The organism is Streptomyces flavotricini, from assembly GCF_020639365.1.
Classification (GTDB): domain Bacteria; phylum Actinomycetota; class Actinomycetes; order Streptomycetales; family Streptomycetaceae; genus Streptomyces; species Streptomyces flavotricini.
Genome location: NZ_JAINUL010000001.1, coordinates 3,844,944 through 3,863,243, shown reverse-complemented (window position 1 = coordinate 3,863,243; position 18,300 = coordinate 3,844,944). Strand labels below are relative to the sequence as shown.

General features: G+C 73.6%; 11 protein-coding genes. 7 read left to right on the top strand and 4 right to left on the bottom strand.

What is annotated here, in order from left to right:
- The first annotated feature begins 237 nt into the window (after window positions 1–237).
- The 3 genes from K7B10_RS17250 (at window position 238) to K7B10_RS17240 (ending at window position 3,740) form a co-directional block, all read left to right on the top strand.
- A complete protein-coding gene (locus K7B10_RS17250; protein WP_030864315.1) occupies window positions 238–867 on the top strand; it encodes a sigma-70 family RNA polymerase sigma factor in 630 nt (209 codons plus the stop codon).
- Between the two features lie 112 nt (window positions 868–979).
- Window positions 980–2,479, top strand: coding sequence for an IMP dehydrogenase (guaB, locus tag K7B10_RS17245; protein WP_030864313.1), 1,500 nt, complete (start codon window positions 980–982; stop codon window positions 2,477–2,479).
- Window positions 2,480–2,615: 136 nt separating this feature from the next.
- Window positions 2,616–3,740: a GuaB3 family IMP dehydrogenase-related protein gene (locus K7B10_RS17240; protein WP_229336938.1), complete on the top strand. Its 1,125-nt coding sequence runs from the start codon at window positions 2,616–2,618 to the stop codon at window positions 3,738–3,740.
- 70 nt (window positions 3,741–3,810) lie between these two features.
- Here K7B10_RS17240 and K7B10_RS17235 read toward each other — a convergent pair whose 3' ends face one another.
- The 4 genes from K7B10_RS17235 to K7B10_RS17220 form a co-directional block, all read right to left on the bottom strand.
- Complete coding sequence (locus K7B10_RS17235) at window positions 3,811–5,586, bottom strand: M16 family metallopeptidase (protein ID WP_229336936.1); 1,776 nt, start codon at window positions 5,584–5,586, stop codon at window positions 3,811–3,813.
- 8 nt (window positions 5,587–5,594) lie between these two features.
- Window positions 5,595–6,563, bottom strand: coding sequence for a hypothetical protein (locus K7B10_RS17230; protein WP_229336934.1), 969 nt, complete (start codon window positions 6,561–6,563; stop codon window positions 5,595–5,597).
- A gap of 181 nt (window positions 6,564–6,744) precedes the next feature.
- Complete coding sequence (locus K7B10_RS17225) at window positions 6,745–7,236, bottom strand: hypothetical protein (protein ID WP_229336932.1); 492 nt, start codon at window positions 7,234–7,236, stop codon at window positions 6,745–6,747.
- 171 nt (window positions 7,237–7,407) lie between these two features.
- Window positions 7,408–8,679 carry a nucleotide sugar dehydrogenase gene (locus K7B10_RS17220; RefSeq protein ID WP_229336930.1) on the bottom strand — a complete coding sequence of 424 codons (1,272 nt, stop codon included), beginning with the start codon at window positions 8,677–8,679 and terminating at the stop codon, window positions 7,408–7,410.
- A 260-nt stretch (window positions 8,680–8,939) separates the two neighbouring features.
- Here K7B10_RS17220 and K7B10_RS17215 point away from each other — a divergent pair, with 260 nt between their 5' ends.
- The 4 genes from K7B10_RS17215 to K7B10_RS17200 all read left to right on the top strand — a co-directional run bounded on the left by K7B10_RS17215 (window position 8,940) and on the right by K7B10_RS17200 (window position 18,225).
- Window positions 8,940–10,646 carry a glycerol-3-phosphate dehydrogenase/oxidase gene (locus tag K7B10_RS17215; RefSeq protein WP_229336928.1) on the top strand — a complete coding sequence of 569 codons (1,707 nt, stop codon included), beginning with the start codon at window positions 8,940–8,942 and terminating at the stop codon, window positions 10,644–10,646.
- A gap of 161 nt (window positions 10,647–10,807) precedes the next feature.
- Window positions 10,808–13,282, top strand: coding sequence for a serine/threonine-protein kinase (locus tag K7B10_RS17210; RefSeq protein ID WP_267501415.1), 2,475 nt, complete (start codon window positions 10,808–10,810; stop codon window positions 13,280–13,282).
- A 169-nt stretch (window positions 13,283–13,451) separates the two neighbouring features.
- Complete coding sequence (locus K7B10_RS17205; RefSeq protein WP_229336924.1) at window positions 13,452–16,469, top strand: serine/threonine kinase C-terminal domain-containing protein; 3,018 nt, start codon at window positions 13,452–13,454, stop codon at window positions 16,467–16,469.
- A gap of 124 nt (window positions 16,470–16,593) precedes the next feature.
- Window positions 16,594–18,225, top strand: coding sequence for a serine/threonine-protein kinase (locus tag K7B10_RS17200; protein WP_229336922.1), 1,632 nt, complete (start codon window positions 16,594–16,596; stop codon window positions 18,223–18,225).
- Window positions 18,226–18,300: the final 75 nt, after the last annotated feature.

The following is an 18,300-nucleotide window of genomic DNA, read 5'->3' as shown; positions in this document are numbered from 1 at the left end:
CCGTACCCGGTGCGCACCCGGGGATGGGCGGGGCACAATCGGGGGACGTGTCGCTTCGCGCGCGATGCCGCATGCTTGAGGTGTGGCGCATTTTCTGGGATGGGGCCTCGGGGAGTATTCGGTCGAGCGGGAGGGGAGGGCGCAGTGACGAGTCCAGGCGCACCCGCTCATAACGCTTCGACGCACAACACGGGCCGTGGCGGCGCGAATGCTCCGGCGCCAAGGCACCATGGATTGATGCGCGACGACGAGGCCCAGGGGTCACCCACGGCCACAGGCTCCACCGGCGCCGCCAAAAGCGGCAGCGCCGGGGCCGTCAGCGCGCTCGTACGCAGAGCGGTCGAGGGTGACGAGCAGGCGACGCACGATCTGCTCGCCTTCGTGCACCCGCTGGCCATCCGCTACTGCAGAACCCGGCTCTCGCGGCTTCCGGGCGACGCCCGCCACTTCGTGGAGGACCTCGCTCAGGAGGTCTGCGTCGCCGTCCTCATGGCGCTGCCGCGCTACCGGGACACCGGCCGGCCCTTCGAGGCCTTCGTCTTCGCCATCGCCGCACACAAGGTCGCCGACCTGCAGCGGGCCGCCATGCGGCACCCGGGCAGCACGGCCGTGCCCTCCGACGAGATGCCGGAGCGGCCGGACGACTCGCTGGGCCCGGAGGAGCGGGCGCTGCTGAGCAGTGACGCCGCCTGGGCCAAGAAGCTGCTGGCCAACCTTCCGGAGAACCAGCGCGAGCTGCTCGTGCTGCGGGTGGCGGTCGGCCTGACGGCCGAGGAGACCGGGCAGATGCTCGGCATGTCCCCCGGCGCGGTGCGGGTGGCCCAGCACCGCGCCCTCAGCCGGCTGCGCGCGCTCGCCGAGCAGTAGATCTTCGTAGGAACAGACGAAACTTCTGCTTGACCTTGGTCGTGGAATGAGACGCGTCGGGATCCCGTTAGCATGGACATCCGCGCTGAGCAAGACCATTTGGGAAGGTGTCATGACCGCCGACGGAGTGCCCGACAAATTCGCCACGCTCGGACTGACCTACGACGACGTGCTGCTGCTGCCGGGCGCGTCGGACATGTCGCCTGACGCGATCGACACCTCTTCCCTCATCTCGCGCAACGTCCGCGTGAACGTGCCGCTGCTCTCCGCCGCCATGGACAAGGTCACCGAGGCCCGCATGGCCATCGCGATGGCCCGCCAGGGCGGCGTCGGCGTACTGCACCGCAACCTGTCCATCGCCGACCAGGCCAACCAGGTCGACCTGGTCAAGCGCTCCGAGTCCGGCATGGTCACCGACCCGATCACGGTGCACCCGGACGCGACGCTGGGCGAGGCCGACCAGCTGTGCGCGAAGTTCCGCATCTCCGGCGTCCCCGTCACCGACGCGGCCGGCAAGCTGCTCGGCATCGTCACCAACCGCGACATGGCCTTCGAGTCGGACCGCAGCCGCCAGGTGCGCGAGGTCATGACCCCGATGCCGCTGGTCACGGGCAAGGTCGGCATCTCCGGCGTCGACGCCATGGAGCTGCTGCGCCGCCACAAGATCGAGAAGCTGCCGCTGGTCGACGACGCGGGCATCCTCAAGGGCCTCATCACGGTCAAGGACTTCGTCAAGGCGGAGAAGTACCCGAACGCCGCCAAGGACAAGGACGGCCGCCTCCTGGTCGGCGCCGCGGTCGGCGTCGCCGGCGACGCGTACGACCGCGCCCAGGCGCTGATCGAGGCGGGCGCCGACTTCATCGTCGTCGACACCGCCCACGGCCACTCCCGCCTGGTCGGCGACATGGTCGCCAAGATCAAGTCGAACTCCTCCGTCGACGTCATCGGCGGCAACGTCGCCACCCGCGACGGCGCCCAGGCGCTGATCGACGCCGGCTGCGACGGCATCAAGGTCGGCGTCGGCCCCGGCTCCATCTGCACCACCCGCGTCGTCGCCGGCATCGGCGTCCCGCAGGTCACCGCCATCTACGAGGCCTCCCTCGCCGCGAAGGCGGCCGGCGTCCCGGTCATCGGCGACGGCGGCCTGCAGTACTCCGGAGACATCGCGAAGGCGCTCGTCGCGGGCGCCGACACGGTGATGCTCGGCTCGCTCCTCGCGGGCTGCGAGGAGTCCCCGGGCGAGCTGCTCTTCATCAACGGCAAGCAGTTCAAGTCGTACCGCGGCATGGGCTCGCTCGGCGCGATGCAGTCCCGCGGTGACCAGCGCTCCTTCTCCAAGGACCGCTACTTCCAGGAGGGCGTGGGCGGCGACGACAAGCTCATCCCCGAGGGCATCGAGGGCCAGGTCCCCTACCGCGGCCCGCTCTCCGCGGTCGTGCACCAGCTCGTCGGCGGTCTGCGCCAGTCGATGTTCTACGTCGGCGGCCGCACGGTGCCCGAGCTCCAGGACCGCGGCCGCTTCGTCCGCATCACGTCGGCGGGGCTCAAGGAGAGCCACCCGCACGACATCCAGATGACCGTCGAGGCGCCGAACTACAGCCGCAAGGGCTGAGTCCACGGCGCACGCAGGGGGCGGGTCCGGCCGGACCCGCCCCCTTGACGTTGCGTCCGTACAGCGGTCACCGGAACGCGGGGCGCCGGGGTTCGGGGATACTGGACGGGCAGACCCAGAGGAAAGGCCACCACACGTGACTGAGATCGAGATCGGGCGCGGCAAGCGCGGCCGCAGGGCGTACGCGTTCGACGACATCGCCATCGTCCCGAGCCGGCGTACGCGGGACCCGAAGGAGGTCTCGATCGCCTGGCAGATCGACGCCTACCGCTTCGAGCTCCCGTTCCTCGCCGCCCCCATGGACTCGGTCGTCTCCCCGCAGACCGCCATCCGCATCGGCGAGCTCGGCGGCCTCGGCGTGCTGAACCTCGAAGGCCTGTGGACCCGCTACGAGGATCCGCAGCCGCTGCTCGACGAGATCACGGAGCTGGACGAGGAGGCCGCCACCCGCCGCCTCCAGGAGATCTACTCCGCCCCGATCCAGGCGGACCTGATCCGTCAGCGGATCAAGGAGGTGCGCGACTCCGGCGTCGTGACCGCCGCCGCCCTCTCCCCGCAGCGCACCGCCGAGTTCTCCAAGGCCGTCGTCGACGCGGGCGTGGACATCTTCGTGATCCGCGGCACCACCGTGTCGGCGGAGCACGTCTCCGGCGCCGCCGAGCCGCTGAACCTCAAGCAGTTCATCTACGAGCTCGACGTCCCGGTCATCGTCGGCGGCTGCGCCACGTACACCGCGGCCCTGCACCTGATGCGCACGGGCGCGGCGGGCGTCCTGGTCGGCTTCGGCGGCGGCGCCGCGCACACCACGCGCAACGTGCTCGGCATCCAGGTCCCGATGGCCACCGCCGTCGCGGACGTGGCCGCGGCCCGCCGCGACTACATGGACGAGTCCGGCGGCCGGTACGTGCACGTCATCGCCGACGGCGGCGTGGGCTGGTCGGGCGACATCCCGAAGGCCGTGGCCTGCGGCGCGGACGCCGTGATGATGGGCTCCCCGCTGGCCCGTGCCACCGACGCGCCCGGCAAGGGCAACCACTGGGGCATGGAGGCCGTCCACGAGGACGTCCCGCGCGGCAAGAAGGTCGACCTGGGCACGGTCGGCACCACCGAGGAGATCCTCACCGGCCCCTCGCACACCCCGGACGGCTCGATGAACATCTTCGGCGCCCTGCGCCGTTCGATGGCCACCACGGGCTACAGCGAGCTCAAGGAGTTCCAGCGCGTGGAGGTCACGGTCGCGGACTCCCAGCACAGCCGCTGACCCGCACGCACGTACGCCGGCACGAAGGGCCGGCTCCCCGATCCGGGGAGCCGGCCCTTCGGCGTTCGGTTCAGTTCAGGCCCTGCTGGCGGCGGCGCAGGAGCAGGCCCCACGGGACCACGAACACCGCCGAGACGATCAGGCACGCCAACAGGAAGCGCGCGTCCTCCGGCGGAATCCCGTCGTCCCTGGAGGCCTGGGTCGCGACGAAGGCCGACAGCGCGGTGAAGCCGCCCAGCACCACCGCGGGGATGCCGAGGACCCAGAGCAGTACGGTGAACCAGGCGTGCCGGGCCGTGCCGGGCTCGGCCTTCGGGGTGGTCTTCCGCGGCTGTGGTACCCGGCCCGGGTCGCGCGGCGGCATGCGGACCACGGAGGCGGGCGGGACGGCGGCGTCGAGGCGGGCGAGCTCCGCCGCGGTGATGCGGTACAGGGTCGGTTCGACGGTGAGGGTGAACCCGTCGCCGCCCACGAGGTGCCGGCCGCCGTCCGGGTAGACCTGCAGCAGAGTGCATTCGGCGTACCGGATGGTGACCCGGCCGCGCGGTGCGGAGAGGCTGATGCCGTCGTCCGCCACGATCAGGGCGCCGTTCCCCTCCTCCAGGGCGGAGTAGCGGCGGCCGGTGACGACCTCGGAGGACTCGGCGGGCGCGGCCGTCAGCCCCGCCCAGTCCACGCCCCGGCCGGGCACCTGCATCAGGGCGTCCGCCCACACGGCGCGCGCGACCCGGTGGAGGTCGGCGACGGTGACCGCCTCGATCTCGGCCCTGGCCTCGGCCGCGGTGAGGTTGCGGTGGCGCACCAGCAGGTTCATGGCGTGCCCGGGCAGCATGCAGGCGGCGAGCTCCGGCGTGTCGAACTGCGCCAGCGCGGAGGCCCGTACGGCGTCCAGGTCGGCTTGGTCGATCCGGCCTGCCCGCAGCTTCGCGAAGACGTCGACGAAGGCGCCGACCAGCGCGTCCTGTTTCTGCGGGAGGGCGTCGGCGTAGGCGATGACGGTCGCGTAGTCGGTGTCGCGGGGCGCGTAGTCGGCGGTCGCGGTGTAGGAGTAGCCGCTCTTCTGGCGCAGCTCGCGGAACAGCTCCTTGCCCAGGACCTCGGCGAACAGCCCCGCCTCGGTGGAGCGGGGCACGACGGCGGTCAGGACGACCCCGCCGTCGTCGCCCGCGAAGTAGGCGGGGGTGACGGGCAGCGCGGAGGTGGCCGCCGGGGTCGGGTGCCACGCACCGGCCGGGAGCTTGAGGTCGAGGCCCTCGGGGATGCGGTCACCGGTGATCCACAGGACGGCGTTCTCGGCGGTGAACCGGGTCCGCGCCCATGTGCGGACGTCGTCCGCGGTCAGGTGGTGCAGACCCGCCTCGGCGTACGCGGTGAGCCCGTACGAGCGGGAGCCGTAGCGCCACAGGGTGGCGGCGTGGCCCGGGCCGTGGCTCTTGCCGGCGGCCTCGGTGCGCAGGATCTCCTTCTCGGTGTCCAGCCGGTCCATCGGCAGGTCGCGCAGCGCCGCGCAGACTCCGTTGAGGTATTCGACCACGTCGGCCGGGGTGCCGGTGACGTGGAAGTGGGTGTACGTGGCGGCGGTGGCTCCGTTGTAGTGCAGGTCGCCGAGGCCGTGCCGGTGCAGGGCGAGGTGCTCGACCAGATGGGTGATGCCGCTGGTGGCGAGGGTCTCGTCGGCGCGTCCGACGCGGAAGAGGAGCCCGGCGGTGAGGGGTCCCGAGCGAGGGGCGAGGACGGTGCGGATGCCGTCCACGATGGTGTCGGTGATGCCGTCGGCGTCGGTCGTGGGCGTGGTGGTGCCGCGGTCCGCCGCGCTGTCGCGGTCGGCGGTGGTGTCCATCGTCATGGTGTCCCTCAGCCCTTCGCCAGGGCGGTCTTGCGGTGGCGGACGAACTCGGCTTCGTGGTCGTGGCTGCCGACGTAGCTCCACGGGAACTCGCTCGCGCGGTCGCCGAGGGCGCGGAAGTGCGCAGCGGCCTCGGCGTGCCGGCCGGCCGCGCAGTGGGCGGCGGCGAACGCGCTGTGCGCGCCGACGAGCTGGTACGCGTCGGCGCGGGCGGCGGGGTGCAGGACCGAGCGGGCGGCGGCGTCGAGGAGGGCCTGGTGGGCGCCCGGGGTGCGCAGATACGTTCCTGCGGCCCGGTCGCCCTCCTTCTCCCGCAGCTCCAGGTACCGCTCCAGCTGCGCGACGGCGACCAGGGCGCCGTTCGGGCTTCCGGGCGGTGCGGCCTTCGCGCACTCCTCGGCGAAGCCGTGCGCGGACTCCCAGGTGCCGCCCCACTTGGGGCAGATCTGCTGGAGCAGCTGCTGCTGGCCGGAGTAGTGGTGCGGGTGGTGCTCGGCGAGCCGCTCGTACCGGCGCCGGGTTTCGCCCGGGCCGAGTTCCAGGCCGCGCGAGGTGATGACGCGCAGGTACCAGGCGAGGGCGTGGTCGGGGTACTCGGCGCAGACGTCGATGAGCAGGACCTCGGCACGCCGCAGGAAGGCGTGGAACTGCTGGAACTGCTCCCGCGAGACGTGCCGGGCCCGGTAACCCGAGCGGATGCCCCAGCCGGTCTGGATCAGCCGGTCGGCGAGCAGGGTCCGCACGAGCGGATCGCGCGGGTCGCCGGCCATGACCTGGTTGAGGAACGGCTCGGCGTTCTGCTGCTCCGCGACGACGCGGCAGGCGAGGGCGCGGTCGTCCTCGTCGGTGAGCGCGGCGAAGGAGCCGGCGACGGAGTCCCAGTTCCGGCCGTGGACGTGGCCGCGCAGGGCGGTGAGGGCGGGGATGCGGTCGGCGGGTTCGAACACGGGCCGGCCGAGCGGAGGATGAGCGGACACGCGGCGGATCATATGGCCGGTGATCATGCCGTCAACAGGGGTTCGATTCCCGATCGTGCCTGCTCAGCGCAGCGCGGAGAGGACTGGTCGTTTCCCGGGTCGCTCCCCGGCAAGCCGGGCTGCGGGCAGGCCGGAGACGCCGGGCGGCCTGGTGGCCGGTCCGGCGTCGTCCGTCGGAGCCTCAGTCGCCGGCCTTCTTGGCGGCGCCGAAGGCCACGAAGCCGCCGATGGCGAGGAAGACGTAGTCCATCGCGTCCGCGCCCTCCTGCCAGATGTCGTTCAGGCCGCCGACGCCCGCCTTGTCGAAGACCTCGCCGAGGCCGACGTTGCCGTAGTCGGCCAGGGCCAGCGCGATGAAGAACAGCTGGCCGAGGTAGACGGCGCCGAGGGAGAGGACCGCGCCGACCACGGGGAGCACCGGGTTCCTGCCGCCGAGCTTGCCGGCGGCGAAGCCGATCAGCAGGCCGACGCCGACCGCCGCGTAGCCGACCTGGCGGTCGATCGCGTTCATGATCCCGCCGTAGGCGGCGGCCGCGGCCAGGGCGGCGACCACGGCCGCGGCGATGCCCAGGCCGATGTTGCCGGTGCGGGCGGGCTCGGCGGGGTACGGGACGGCCGGGGCCGCGACCGGTGCGCCGGACTCGGGCGCGGGCGGCTGGACGTGCTGGCTCATGGTGGAAATCCCCCCCAGGGATTCGGGCATACGGGTGTCCTCGGAGGTCGGCCGGGGACGTATGGACGAGATAAGTCGCCGCAGGCTAGCAGGCGGCTCCGACATCTGCTGAAGCGATTTTCCCGGCGTGGTCGGGCGAGGTCGGGCGTGGTCGGGCGCGGTCCGGCGCCGTCAGAGCCGGTGCGCCGCCCCCGCCGGGCTGGCCCCGCGGGTGTCGAGCAGCAACTGCGCCTTCACCGCGAGGCCTTGGAGGTCGTACGTGCGGTGGTGCTGGAGCAGGATCGTCAGATCGGCGTTGGCGGCGGCCTCGTACAACGATTCGGCACGGGGCACCGGCCGGTCCCTGACGTGCCATCCGGCGACGTACGGGTCGTGGTAGCTGACCAGTGCGCCGAGGTCGAGGAGCCGACTGGCGATCTCCCGGGCCGGCGAGCCCTCCTGGTCGCCGAGGTCGGGTTTGTACGTGACCCCGAGCAGCAGGACCCGGGCGCCGCGGGCCGATTTCCCGTGCTCGTTCAGCAGGGTGGCCGAGCGCTGGATGACGTACTGGGGCATCCGGCCGTTGATCTCCTGCGCCAGGCCGACCATGCGCAGGGGGTGGCCCGGGGTGCGGGTGGTGTGCGGGAGGTAGTTGGGGTCGAGGGGGACGCTGCGGCCGCCGACTCCCGGGCCGGGCCGGAAGGCCTGGAATCCGTACGGCTTGGTCTCGGCGCAGCGGATGACGTCCCAGAGGTCGACGCCGAGGTCGTGGCAGAGCACCGCCATCTCGTTCATGAGGGCGATGTTGACGTGCCGGTAGTTGGTCTCCAGCAGCTGCACGGTCTCGGCCTCGCGCAGGCCGCGGGCCCGGACCACCTTCTCGGTGAGGCGGGCGTAGAAGGCGTGCGCGGACTCGGTACAGGCGGGGGTGAGGCCGCCGATCACCTTGGGGGTGTTGGCGATGCCGTGCGTCCGGTTGCCGGGGTCGAGGCGGCTGGGGGAGTAGGCGAGGTGGAAGTCCCGGCCGGCGCGCAGTCCGGAGCCGGCCTCCAGGATGGGGCGCAGGTAGTCCTCGGTGACGCCGGGGTGGGCGGCGGATTCGAGGATGACGGTGGTGTGCGGGCGCAGCCGGGCGGCGAGCGTGCGGCCCGCCTCGCCGACGGCGGAGAGGTCGAGCGCGCGGTCGGCGCCGAGCTGGGTGGGGGCGCAGATGACGGCGGTGCGGACCCGGCCGAGTTCGGCGGGGTTGGTGGTGATCCGGAAGCCGGCGGCCGACATGCGGCGGATCTCGGCGGCGGTGAGGGTGGAGTCCGTGGCGGTGGCCGAGGCCCCGGTGGGTCCCGTGGCTGCGGCTGTCACCGGAGCGCTGTCGTAGCCGACCGTCTCGATTCCGGCGGCGACGGCCGCCTGGGCCAGCGGGAGGCCGAGGTGGCCGAGTCCGATGACGGCGAGATCTGCGGGCATGGGGTGCCATCCCTTCCCTGACATGCATGAGGGGGCTGGGTGCGCAACTCCGGTGGACCGTGCAGGTGGAGTGTGGAGCTGGCGCGATGTCAGACTAGGCGTATATATGACCGATGTGTCGTATTACGGGGTGATGGCCGCCGTTGTGTTGTCCACAGGCGGTGGCTGATGTGGGTGCGGCGGGTCAGAATCGTGAGCGGGGGATGTGAGCGGGGTCACCCGCACCGAGCGGGAACGACCCGCACCGACGGGAGGCAGCCGTGAGGACAGCGACACTGGGGCCGGTCCAGCGCGAAGAGGCACTCGCCCGGATGGCCGAGCGGGAACTGGACCTGCTGGTGGTGGGCGCGGGCGTGGTGGGCGCCGGCACCGCGCTCGACGCCACGACCAGAGGCCTCTCCACGGGGCTGGTGGAGGCCCGGGACTGGGCGTCCGGCACCTCCAGCCGGTCCAGCAAGCTGATCCACGGCGGTCTGCGTTATCTGGAGATGCTGGACTTCACCCTCGTGCGGGAGGCCCTGAAGGAGCGCGGCCTGCTGCTGGAGCGGCTGGCCCCGCACCTGGTGAAGCCCGTGCCCTTCCTGTACCCGCTCCAGCACAAGGGCTGGGAGCGGTTCTACGCCGGATCGGGCGTCGCGCTGTACGACGCGATGTCGGTCTCCAGCGGGCACGGGCGGGGGCTGCCGGTCCACCGGCACCTGTCGCGGAAGCGCGCGCTGCGGGTGGCCCCGGCGCTGCGCAAGGACGCGCTGGTCGGCGCGCTGCAGTACTACGACGCCCAGATGGACGACGCGCGGTACGTGGCCACGCTGGTGCGGACGGCGGCGGCGTACGGGGCGCAGTGCGCCAACCGGGCGAGGGCGGTCGGCTTCCTGCGGGAGGGCGAGCGGGTCGTCGGGGCGCGCGTGCAGGACGTGGAGGGCGGCGGCGAGTACGAGATCCGCGCGCGGCAGATCGTGAACGCGACCGGGGTGTGGACGGACGACACGCAGGCGCTGATCGGGGAGCGGGGGCAGTTCCACGTCCGGGCGTCGAAGGGCATCCATCTGGTCGTACCGAAGGACCGGATCCACTCCTCGACGGGCCTGATCCTGCGCACGGAGAAGTCGGTTCTCTTCGTCATCCCGTGGGGCCGCAGCTGGATCGTGGGCACCACGGACACGGACTGGGACCTGGACAAGGCGCATCCGGCGGCGTCGAGCGCGGACATCGACTACCTGCTGGAGCACGTCAACTCGGTGCTGGCGGTGCCGCTGACGCGGGACGACGTACAAGGGGTGTACGCGGGCCTGCGGCCGCTGCTGGCCGGCGAGTCGGACGCCACCAGCAAGCTCTCGCGCGAGCACACGGTGGCGCATCCCGTGCCGGGGCTGGTGGTGGTGGCGGGCGGCAAGTACACGACGTACCGGGTGATGGCGAAGGACGCGGTCGACGAGGCGGTGCACGGGCTGGACCAGCGGGTCGCGGAGTGCGTGACGGAGGACGTACCGCTGGTGGGGGCGGAGGGGTACCGGGCGCTGTGGAACGGGCGGGCCGGCATCGCGGCCCGGACGGGCCTTCACGTGGCGCGGGTGGAACACCTGTTGAACCGGTACGGCTCGATGACGGACGAACTGCTGGACCTGATCGCGGCGGACCCGGGGCTCGGGCAGCCGCTGGGCGGGGCGGACGACTACCTGCGGGCCGAGGTGGTGTACGCGGCTTCGCACGAGGGGGCGCGGCACCTGGACGACGTGCTGACGCGGCGGACGCGGATCTCGATCGAGACGTTCGACCGGGGGACGCGGTCGGCGCGGGAGTGCGCGGAGCTGATGGCTCCGGTGCTGGGGTGGGACAAGCAGCAGATCGAGAAGGAAGTGGAACACTACGAGAAGCGGGTGCAGGCGGAACGGGAATCGCAGCGTCAGCCGGACGACCAGACGGCGGATGCGGCGCGGCTGGGGGCTCCCGACATCGTTCCGTTGTAACTCCGGGATGCGGAGGGGGGAACCGCGGACCCGGGGCGCCCGTCCGTTGCGGAGTGAGGAACAATGAGGGTTCTGCCGGGGCGGGTTACCGCACGGGTTCTCCCGGAGCGGGCCACCGGGGATCCCGGGGGCAGCAGGCGGCACGATCGCAGAGGGGACGCATGTCGAAGCCGGAGCACACCGAGTCGCCCGCCGAGTCGCCTGCGGCGAAGCAGGAGGCTGCGCGTGCGGCGAAGCCTGCCGCCGCGCCTGTGGCGGAGTCGGCTGTTCCGTCGGCGGTGAAGCCGGGCACTGCGAAGCCTGCCGCTGTGCCCGCGGCGGAGTCTGACGCCGCGAAGCCCGAGCCGGGCGCGGACGCGGCGGCGATCGAGGACGCCGAGCCCGCGACGGGTGTCGCCGAAGGCGGCGAGCCGGCCCCGGGTGCCGCCGGTGACGGTGCGCCGCAGGACGCGAAGCCGGCCGGCCCGCCCGCGGCGAAGGCCGATCTGAGCAAGTCCGCCGCGGCGGGTGCGGGCAGAGCAGCCGCGCCGCAGGAGGCGGAGCCCGCCGCGCCGGCCGCGGCGAAGCCGGACCTCGGCAAGCCTGCCGAGCCGGCGGAGGAGAAGAAGGCCCCCGCGAGCAACCCCGTCGTCGAGAAGGCCGACGCCGTTGCCGCCGCCGTCAAGGCCGCCGCCGCCAAGGCCGCCGAGGGCGGGCAGGACGAGGGGCGCCTGCTCGCACGCCGCTACCGGCTGCGCGAAGTGCTCGGCAAGGGCGGCATGGGGACCGTCTGGCGCGCCGAGGACGAGACCCTCGGCCGGACCGTCGCCGTCAAGGAACTCCGCTTCAGCACCGGTGTCGACGAGGACGAGAAGCGCCGCCTCATCACCCGAACCCTGCGCGAGGCCAAGGCCATCGCCCGCATCCGCAGCGGCGGCGCCGTCACCGTCTTCGACGTCGTCGACGAGGACGGCCGCCCGTGGATCGTCATGGAGCTCATCGAGGGCCCCTCGCTGGCCGAGTTCATCCGTGAGAACGGCCCGCTGACCCCCCACCGCGCCGCCGAGGTCGGCCTCGCCGTCCTCGACGTCCTGCGCGCCGCGCACGGCCAGGGCATCCTGCACCGGGACGTCAAGCCGTCCAACGTGCTGATCGCCCGCACCGGCCGCGTCGTCCTGACCGACTTCGGCATCGCCCAGGTCGAGGGCGACCCCTCCGTCACCTCGACCGGCATGCTCGTCGGCGCCCCCTCCTACATCTCACCCGAGCGCGCCCGCGGCCAGAAGCCGGGCCCGCCCGCCGACATGTGGTCCCTCGGCGGCCTGCTGTACGCCGCCGTCGAAGGCGTGCCCCCGTACGACAAGGGCTCCGCGCTCGCCACCCTCACCGCCGTGATGACCGAGCCGGTGGAGCCGCCCAAGAACGCCGGTCCGCTGACCGAGGTCATCTACGGCCTGCTGGCCAAGGACCCGGCCCGCCGCCTCGACGACGACCGGGCCCGGGCGATGCTCACCGCCGTCGTCAACGCGCCGGAGCCGGTGGCCGCCCCGGTCCTCGCCCCGGCCGTCGAGGAGACCCGGCAGATCTCCCTGGCCGACGCCAAGGAGGCCGCGGCGAAGGCCGCCGCCGAGAAGGCGGCCGAACGCGCCGCCGAGAAGGCGGAGAAGAAGGAGCGCGAGCGGCTCGAACGCGAGCAGCGCGAACGGGCCCGCGCCGCCCTGAAGGCGACCCGCAAGGCCGCGGCCGCCGCGGCGGCGACCACGGCGGCCTCGGCGGCCGAGTCCCCGGCGTCCACGCCGGTTTCGGGCAGGCCCTCGCCGGTCCCGGCGCCGCTGACCGACGTCATGTCCCGCCGTACGATCGCCCTCGCGATAACGGGTGTGGTCGTCGCGCTCGCCGTGATCGGTTCGCTCATCGCGTACGCGTTCAGCGGTGACGACGCGGCGGACAAGAAGAAGGAAGAGGGCAAGGGCGGTCCGGGTACGACGGTCTCCGGCAGCCCGAACCCCACTCCGTCCGCGAAGACCGGCGGGACCAACGCCACGTCGGGCAAGGGCGGCACCGGCAGTGCCGGTGGCGAGCCGAGCCAGGGCCAGTCCCCGGGCGGGCAGCAGGGCCAGGGGCAGGGGCAGGGGCAGACCCAGGGACAAGGCCAGAGCCAGGGCCAGGGCTCCGCTCCGGGCGGTCCCGCGGCAGGGCTCCCCGACGGCTACGCGAAGGTGACCGACCCGGGGTTCCACTTCTCGATGGTGATGCCGTCGGGCTTCAAGGTGACGGGCATAGCCGGCGAGAACTCCGGCGCGATATACAGCCGCGACGGCGGCTTCCCGCGCATCCAGGTCGACTACACCGCCAGCCCCGGCAACGACGCCCGCGCCGCATGGGCCGAGGCGGTCGCCGGAACGGCGAGCTCCAGCACCAACTACCGCACGATCCGGATCGACACGACGGAGTACAACGGCTACCCGACCGTCGCGGACTGGGAGTTCGAGCGGGAGCAGAAGGGCATGAAGGTCCGCGTGCTCAACCGCGGCTTCAAGGTGGACGCCAAGCACGGTTACGCCATCATGATCAGCTGCCCGGCGGACCAGTGGGACGCCCCGGAGTGCACGACGATGCGCAACACGGCGTTCCAGACCTTCCAGCCCCTGGGCTGAACCACCCCCACCGGACCGGGCGGTGACGCGCCGACGGGTTCCCCGCGACGACGGCCCTCGCACTGACGGGTGACGAGCCTTTCCAGCCCCGGGACGCGGGCGGCCTGCGCGACGTATCGTGGCAGTGGGGCCATGGGGGACGTGCGCCCCGGCACTCGGGGGAGGCGAAGTGGAGGACTACGCGGGCCGGATCCTGGCCGACCGCTACCGTCTGCCGCTGCCGCCGTCGGACGAGTACGAACTGGTCGAGACCCGCGCCTTCGACACGCGCAGCGGACAGGAAGTCCTGGTACGGCAGGTGCCGTTACCCGAGATCGTGGACGCCGAGCTGCTGGACGGGGAGACCCCCAGACCTCCGGCGGCCGCCACGGGGGAACTCCCGGCCGTGCGCCGGGCGATCGCCGCCGCGCAGGCGGCCGCGTCCGTACCGGACCACCCCCGGCTGGACCAGGTCTTCGACGTGTTCGCCGAGGGCGGGTCGCTGTGGATAGTGAGCGAGTTGGTCCCGGCACGCCCGCTGGCCGCGCTCATCGCCGAGGAGCCGCTGAGCCCGTACCGGGCGGCCGAGGTGGCGGCGGACGTCCTGACCGCCCTGCGGGTGCTGCACGCGCACGGCTGGACGCACCGGAACATCACGGTCCGGACCGTGTTGATATGCGATGACGGCCGGGTCGTCCTGACGGGCCTGGCGGCGGGCGCCGCGGAGGACGCACTGTGCGGCTACGACCCGGTCCCCGCGGAGTCCGCGCAGCCCCGTGCCGAGACCTGGGACCCCCCGCCGCCGGTCAAGGGCTGGGGCACGGGCCGCGGTTCCGGCGCCGCTCCGGACCGCACCGGGGCGCCCGGCACGGAGTCGAACCCCGGCGTGGCGCAGGGGCGGAGCACGCCGCCCGCGCTCCCGGACACGGCCGCGCCGGACCATGACCCGGGGCGGGACACGGCGTCCGGCGCGGGGCCGGCCGTACGGGGCGGGCCCGCGGGCGACGGGGCGGACCGCGGTCCCGGCGGGGGCGGTTACGCGCCGCTCGTGGCGCCCGGGTACGACACCGGCCCGCGGTACTCCGACCACATCACCCCCGGGGCGACGGGGGAGCGGCCCGACCTCAAGGCCGCCGCCCGCGCCGGGGCCATCGCCGCGTACCGTGCGGGGGCCCGGGCCGCCGCCGCGCGGGTCACCGAGCAGCGCAAGGGCGGGTCCGAGCCGGCTCCGGAGCCGAGGCCGCAGGGGTCGAACCTCCCGCAGGGGTACTCGTATCCGTACGGGGGGCCGCAGAACGGTACGAGCGCGCCGTGGCACGGGGCCACACCGCGCCGGCAGGCCGCGCTTCCGCCCGCCGAGCCGTCGGAACGGGAGACGCGGCCCGAGCCCGAGGCGCGACCCGAGCCCGAGGCGCGACCCGAGCCCGAGGCGCGGCCCGGGGCTGAGGCGCGGCCCGAGCCCGAGGCGCGGCCCGACCCGGCGACGGGCCGTCCCGCGCTGCCCGCGCAACTGGCCCTGCCCGAGGGCTACCGCCAGGCCGAGGCACCGGACCCGACCGCCCACCTCCACACGGGCGAGTCCGGCGGACCCGGCTCCCCGTGGACCGAAGTCCCGGCCCCGTCCCTCCTCGCCGGCCGGACCCCGCCGCACGGCACCGGGGCCGAGGGCCCGAACATGGCCTCGTACTTGCCCTCCGGCGAGCCCGGCCCGCTCCGGCCGGACGGGGCCGACGCCGCCGACCCGGCCGCGTACCCGCTCCCGACGCGGCACGGGGCCGAGGGTCCGGGCGCAGCCCCGTACGCACTCCCCGAGCGGCCGGATGCCCGAGCGGGCCTCGGCCCGGGCGGGCGCCGGGGTGCCGAAGGCCCGCAAGCCGCCCCGTTCGCGCCCCCAGGGCCGTTCGCGCCTCCCGGCCCGGCCGGGCCGCAGGGCTCCGCGGGGCCGGCTCCGCACGGGGTCCCCGGGCAGCCGGATGCGCGGCTCCGGTCCGGGAACGCCGCGCCGGAAGGGGGCCAGCGGCCCGGGGCCTCGGGCGAGGGATGGGGCGGGGGCGGGCTCCGGGGACTGGGGGCCGAGCGGGCCCGGTTGACCCGGATGGCCGTCGTCGGAGCCGTCACCGAGCGGTGGGCTCCCGAGCAGGCCGGGTCCGTCACCGGGCCCTGGCAGCTGGCCGCGCCCGTCGGGCCCGCCACCGACCTCTGGGGGCTCGGCGCGCTGTTGTACCGCGCCGTCCAGGGGCACGCCCCGTACCCCGAGGACAGCGTCACCGAACTCGTCGACATGGTCTGCGCCGAGCCCCCGGCCTTCGCCGAGGAGTGCGGCCCGCTGCGCCCCGTCGTGGAGTCGCTGCTGCGCCAGGACCCCACCGAGCGCCCCGACTTCGAGGAGCTCCGCGGCTGGCTGCGCTCGCTCGTACGGTCCGCCCCCGAGCCGGACGGCGGCTCGGCCGCGCTCCCGATGCCGGAGCCGGATCCCGCGCGGCTGCCCGTCGTGCGCCGGCGCGGCGACCTGCACGGCCGCCACCGCAATCCCGCCGCCGCCCGGGGGCCCCGCTCCCTCGGGCGGAGCCTGCTCCTCGGCGTCCTCGTCCTGCTCGCCGGAGCCGTCGCCTACGCCCTCCTCTTCCTGCCCGAGCAGTCCGGGCAGGAGCCCGCCGCCGTCGCCAAGACCCCCGCGCAGGCCCCGTCCCGGGCGCCTTCGGCCCCCCCGTCGCCGAAGCCCACGCCCAGCCAGAGCCCCGCCGCCCCCGCCTCCGCTCCCCCCGGCTACACCATCCAGCAGGACCCCGAGCACTTCGAGATCGCCGTTCCCGGCGGCTGGGAGCGGCGCGGGATGAACGAGGCGGGGCAGGTCCGGTACACCGACGGCCAGTACGTCCTGACCGTCGTCCCCGGCCGCGACAAGGTCGAGGGCAATCCCGACCCGGCGACGTACCAGAAGGACAAGGAGCCGGAGCTGGCCCCGTACCGGTCCTCCACCTGGGCCAGCGGGGGCGACGTCAAGACCACCAAGGTCGGCGACCAGCTCCGCGTCACCGGCCGTTACACGTGGATCGACGGCACCGGCCGCAACGTCGTCGCCCGCAATTTCGTCGTGGCGCTCGGCGGCAGCTACCACGTCGTCATGGTGACCGGTCCGCAGGACGGCGAAGGCAAGGTCACCGAGGTCTTCGAGAAGGCCACGGGGAGTTACAAATCGGGCGGTTGAAGCCGACTGACGGTGACTCAGTACGGCGATTGCGTCACAGTGCTGCCGGAACCGCGCCTTCACGGTTCCAGGAGCCCCGGGCGCTCCGTAATCTGGCCCGAAGTGCACAGAGTGGCGGGGTTTCGTGGAACAGCAGACAGGTGCGGGCGCGGTGCTCGCTGGCCGGTACCGGCTCGTGGAGCCCATCGGCAGCGGCGGCATGGGCAAAGTGTGGCGCGCGCATGACGAGCTGCTGCACAGGACCGTCGCCGTCAAGGAACTGACGGCGGGTCTGTACGTGGCCCAGGCCGACCGGGAGGTGCTGCACGCCCGGACCCAGAAGGAGGCCCGGGCCGCGGCCCGGATCCAGCACCCGGCGGTCGTGGTCGTCCACGACGTGCTGGAGCACGACGACCGGCCGTGGATCGTCATGGAGTACATCGACGGGCCCTCCCTCGCGGACGCGGCCAAGGCGGCCGGGCGGATCGAGCCCCCCGAGGCGGCCCGGATCGGCCTCCACGTCCTGGGCGCGCTGCGCGCCGCGCACGCGGTCGGCGTCCTGCACCGGGACGTCAAGCCCGGCAACGTGCTGCTCGCCAAGGACGGCCGGGTCCTGCTCACGGACTTCGGGATCGCCGCGATCGAGGGCGACTCCTCCATCACGCGGACCGGCGAGATCGTCGGCTCCATCGACTACCTGGCCCCGGAGCGGGTCACCGGCGGAACCCCCGGTACCGCGTCCGACCTGTGGTCGCTCGGCGCGACCCTGTACACGGCGGTCGAGGCGCGCTCGCCCTTCCGCCGCACCTCGCCCATCTCCAGCCTCCAGGCCGTCGTCAACGACGAACCGCCGGCGCTTCGCCAGGCGGGCGCGCTGGGCCCGGTCATCACCGCCCTGCTGCGCAAGGACCCCGAGGAGCGGCCCTCGGCGCAGGAGACCGAGCGGATGCTGATCGAGGCCATGGAGGGCCGGCAGCCGAAGGCGGCTCAGGCGTACGTACCCACGCGCGCGGTGACTCCCGAGGAGCTGGACGCCGCCGAGGAAGCGGAACCGGAAGCGGCCCCCGCACCCGCCCCGGCTCCCGCGCCCGATTCGGCGCGCACCGCGGCCCTGCCCGAACAGCCCGGCCCCGCACCCGCGGCGGCCCAGGGCGGCGGCCGGGTCAAGCGGGCCGCCGCCGTCGCCCTCGTGGCGGCGCTGGTCGGCGGCGGCGCCGTCTTCGGCGTCCTGAAGTTCACCGGGGACACGGAGGCGGGGAACGGCGGCTCCGACAAGAACGCGAGCGCCCCCGACCGGCAGGGCGGTGAAGAGGCGGCCCCGCCCGAGGGCTACACCCAGGTCACCGACCCCACCGGCTTCACCCTCTTCGTCCCGGCGGGCTGGAAGCGCCAGATGGACGGCGACCAGATCGACTACACCCCGGACAACGGGAAGCACTTCATCCGGATCGCCGCCGACCCCACCCCGGACTACGAGAACCCGTACGCGCATCTGCTCGACCTGGAGAAGCAGGTCCAGAAGAGGACGGACTACAAGAAGCAGCGGCTGAACCAGAACACCTTCCGGGACAGCACCCGGGCCGCGCTCTGGGACTTCAGCTGGACCGAGAAGGGCACGCACGCCGGGCCGCGCCGGGCCATCGAGCAGATGTACGTCGCCCCGGACGGCACCGAGTACGCGATCTACATGTCGAGCCCCGTCGCGGACTGGAGCACGACCCGCCAGCAGTTCGACGTCGTGCTCAGCGGCTGGAAGCCGCCCGCCGGGAAGCCCTGACCCCGTCGTCCGGGACGCCCTGACCCCACCGTCCGGGACGCCCTGATTCCGGCATCCTGCCAGCGATCGCTGGCA

Coding starts and splice junctions, on each gene's coding strand:
- K7B10_RS17225 (WP_229336932.1), bottom strand. CDS start 7,236: ATGAGCCAGCACGTCCAGCCGCCCGCGCCCGAGTCCGGCGCACCGGTC.
- K7B10_RS17250 (WP_030864315.1), top strand. CDS start 238: ATGCGCGACGACGAGGCCCAGGGGTCACCCACGGCCACAGGCTCCACC.
- K7B10_RS17210 (WP_267501415.1), top strand. CDS start 10,808: ATGTCGAAGCCGGAGCACACCGAGTCGCCCGCCGAGTCGCCTGCGGCG.
- K7B10_RS17235 (WP_229336936.1), bottom strand. CDS start 5,586: ATGACGATGGACACCACCGCCGACCGCGACAGCGCGGCGGACCGCGGC.
- K7B10_RS17220 (WP_229336930.1), bottom strand. CDS start 8,679: ATGCCCGCAGATCTCGCCGTCATCGGACTCGGCCACCTCGGCCTCCCG.
- guaB (WP_030864313.1), top strand. CDS start 980: ATGACCGCCGACGGAGTGCCCGACAAATTCGCCACGCTCGGACTGACC.